This window comes from Lolliginicoccus suaedae (genome assembly GCF_008312885.1).
In the GTDB taxonomy this organism is placed as follows: Bacteria; Actinomycetota; Actinomycetes; order Mycobacteriales; family Mycobacteriaceae; genus Lolliginicoccus; species Lolliginicoccus suaedae.
In genome coordinates this window covers 1-3509 of the sequence record NZ_VSSO01000007.1, presented here as the reverse complement: position 1 = coordinate 3509, position 3509 = coordinate 1, and the positions used below count along the sequence as shown (strand labels likewise).

The 3509-nt window shown below is 61.6% G+C and carries 2 rRNA genes; both read left to right on the top strand.

The window, feature by feature from the left end:
• The first annotated feature begins 33 nt into the window (after nucleotides 1-33).
• A 23S ribosomal RNA gene (locus FXO18_RS15780) occupies nucleotides 34-3181 on the top strand.
• 192 nt (nucleotides 3182-3373) lie between these two features.
• Nucleotides 3374-3491, top strand: a 5S ribosomal RNA gene (gene rrf, locus FXO18_RS15775).
• The last annotated feature ends 18 nt before the right edge of the window (nucleotides 3492-3509 follow it).

The window sequence follows — 3509 nt, the reverse complement described above, 5'->3', positions numbered from 1 at the left end:
TCGTTGGATCGTGCTGGCCGCGCGCGAGCGCGGGTTCAAGCATGTAAGGGCGCATGGTGGATGCCTGGGCATCAGGAGCCGATGAAGGACGCGGGAGGCCGCGATAGGCCTCGGGGAGCTGCCAGCCGAGCTGTGATCCGAGGGTGTCCGAATGGGGAAACCCAGTACCAGTGATGTGGTGCTGCCCGCCGCTGAACGCATAGGCGGCGTGGAGGGAACGCGGGGAAGTGAAACATCTCAGTACCCGCAGGAAGAGAAAACAACAGTGATTCCGTGAGTAGTGGCGAGCGAAAGCGGATGGTGGCTAAACCGTGTGCGCGTGATACCCGGTGGGGGTTGCGCATGCGGGGTCGTGGGACATGCAGTGCCGTCGCCACCGCGATGGCCGGCCAAGAGATCTCGTGCTAGCGGAAGGCGCCTGGGACGGCGCGCCGGAGAGGGTGAGAGCCCCGTACGCGAAAGCATGGGTGAGGGTCGTTGCGTGCTCCCGAGTAGCAGCGGGCTCGTGGAATCCGCTGTGAATCCGCCGGGACCACCCGGTAAGCCTGAATACTCCCTGATGACCGATAGTGGATTAGTACCGTGAGGGAATGGTGAAAAGTACCCCGGGAGGGGAGTGAAATAGTACCTGAAACCATGCGCCTACAATCCGTCAGAGCCTTCGTCCGCCCTCGTGGTGGTCGTGGGGTGATGGCGTGCCTTTTGAAGAATGAGCCTGCGAGTTAGCGGCATGTCGCGAGGTTAACCCGTCGTGGGGTAGCCGTAGCGAAAGCGAGTCTGAACAGGGCGTCGCAGTGGCATGTCCTAGGCCCGAAGCGGGGTGATCTACCCATGGCCAGGGTGAAGCGACGGTAAGACGTCGTGGAGGCCCGCACCCACTTAGGTTGAAAACTGAGGGGATGAGCTGTGGGTAGGGGTGAAAGGCCAATCAAACCCCGTGATAGCTGGTTCTCCCCGAAATGCATTTAGGTGCAGCGTCGCGTGTTCCACCGTGGAGGTAGAGCTACTGGATGGCCGATGGGCCCCACCGGGTTACTGACGTCAGCCAAACTCCGAATGCCATGGTGCCAGAGCGCGGCAGTGAGACTACGGGCGATAAGGTTCGTTGGTCGAGAGGGAAACAGCCCAGACCGCCGGCTAAGGCCCCCAAGCGTGTGCTCAGTGGGAAAGGATGTGGGATCGCTCAGACAGCCAGGAGGTTGGCTTAGAAGCAGCCACCCTTGAAAGAGTGCGTAATAGCTCACTGGTCTAGTGATCCTGCGCCGACAATGTAGCGGGGCTCAAGCACACCGCCGAAGCCGCGGCATCCGCGCGCATACATCCGCCGCCCCCTTCGCGGGGGCGGTGCAGTGGCGCGGATGGGTAGGGGAGCGTCGTGCGTCCGGGGAAGCGCCCGAGTGATCGAGGCGTGGAGGGCGCGCGAGTGAGAATGCAGGCATGAGTAGCGAAAGCAGAGTGAGAAACTCTGCCGCCGGATGACCAAGGGTTCCTGGGGCAGGCTAATCCGCCCAGGGTGAGTCGGGACCTAAGGCGAGGCCGACAGGCGTAGTCGATGGACAACGGGTTGATATTCCCGTACCCGTGCGGGCGCGTCCATGGTGAATCGGTGAGACTAACCGCCCTGAAGGCGGCCTGGATGCTTCGGTGTCCGGGCCGGTGGATGCGCGGGACCTGATCCGGTAGTAGCCAAGCGATGGGGTGACGCAGGAAGGTAGCAGGGCCAGCCGATGGTAGTGCTGGTGCAAGCCGGTAGGGCGACAGGTAGGCAAATCCGCCTGTCACACAAGCCTGAGAGGCGACGCGGAGCCGTTGCGGCGAAGCCTGTGATCCTATGCTGCCGAGAAAAGCCTCTAGCGAGTTCCCGCATGGCCCGTACCCCAAACCGACACAGGTGGTCAGGTAGAGAATACCAAGGCGATCGAGCGAACTGTGGTTAAGGAACTCGGCAAAATGCCCCCGTAACTTCGGGAGAAGGGGGGCCACGCCTGGTGAACGCCTTCGCGGCGGGAGCTGGGGGTGGTCGCAGAGACCAGGGAGAAGCGACTGTTTACTAAAAACACAGGTCCGTGCGAAGTCGCAAGACGATGTATACGGACTGACGCCTGCCCGGTGCTGGAAGGTTAAGAGGACCGGTCAGCTGGCTTGCCAGCGAAGCCGGGAATTGAAGCCCCAGTAAACGGCGGTGGTAACTATAACCATCCTAAGGTAGCGAAATTCCTTGTCGGGTAAGTTCCGACCTGCACGAATGGCGTAACGACTTCTCCGCTGTCTCAACCACAGGCTCGGCGAAATTGCACTACGAGTAAAGATGCTCGTTACGCGCGGCAGGACGAAAAGACCCCGGGACCTTTACTGCAGCTTGGTATTGGTGTCTGGTTCGGCTTGTGTAGGATAGGTGGGAGACTGTGAAGCGGCCACGCTAGTGGTGGTGGAGTCGTTGTTGAAATACCACTCTGGCCGGATCGGGCTTCTAACCTCGGGCCATCATCTGGTCCAGGGACAGTGCCTGGTGGGTAGTTTAACTGGGGCGGTTGCCTCCCAAAGAGTAACGGAGGCGCCCAAAGGTTCCCTCAGCCTGGTTGGCAATCAGGTGTCGAGTGCAAGTGCACAAGGGAGCTTGACTGTGGGACCGACAGGTCGAGCAGGGACGAAAGTCGGGACTAGTGATCCGGCACCCCCGAGTGGAAGGGGTGTCGCTCAACGGATAAAAGGTACCCCGGGGATAACAGGCTGATCTTCCCCAAGAGTCCATATCGACGGGATGGTTTGGCACCTCGATGTCGGCTCGTCGCATCCTGGGGCTGGAGTAGGTCCCAAGGGTTGGGCTGTTCGCCCATTAAAGCGGCACGCGAGCTGGGTTTAGAACGTCGTGAGACAGTTCGGTCTCTATCCGCCGCGCGCGTCTAGAAGCTTGAGGAAGCCTGTCCCTAGTACGAGAGGACCGGGACGGACGGACCTCTGGTATGCCAGTTGTCACGCCAGTGGCATGGCTGGTTGGCTACGTCCGGAAGGGATAACCGCTGAAAGCATCTAAGCGGGAAGCCTGTTCCAAGATGAGGCTTCTCCCCCGCCCTTTGGGCGGGGTAAGGCCCCCCACAGACCATGGGGTTGATAGGCCGGGACTGGAAGCCCAGCAATGGGTGCAGGTGACCGGTACTAACAGGCCGAGTGGCTTGACCGCGCCTCGCGCGCGGCCTGCACGGCCCAACGAGCACGCATGGTTCTTCTCGATCGAGCACAGAGGTTTTTCGCGCACCAGCACCACCACGCCCTCCCGGGGGCGGGTGGTGGCTGCACCACTATCCGGCTGTTTGAGGCAGCACGCGACCCATCCCCGCGAGGGGGCGGGTGGCCATGCCTTGATGAGCTTTGCCTCGGTGGTCTTGGCGGAGCGGGAAACGCCCGGTCCCATTCCGAACCCGGAAGCTAAGCCCTCCAGCGCCGATGGTACTGCACCCGACAGGGTGCGGGAGAGTAGGACACCGCCGGGCAAACACATGTGAACAAGC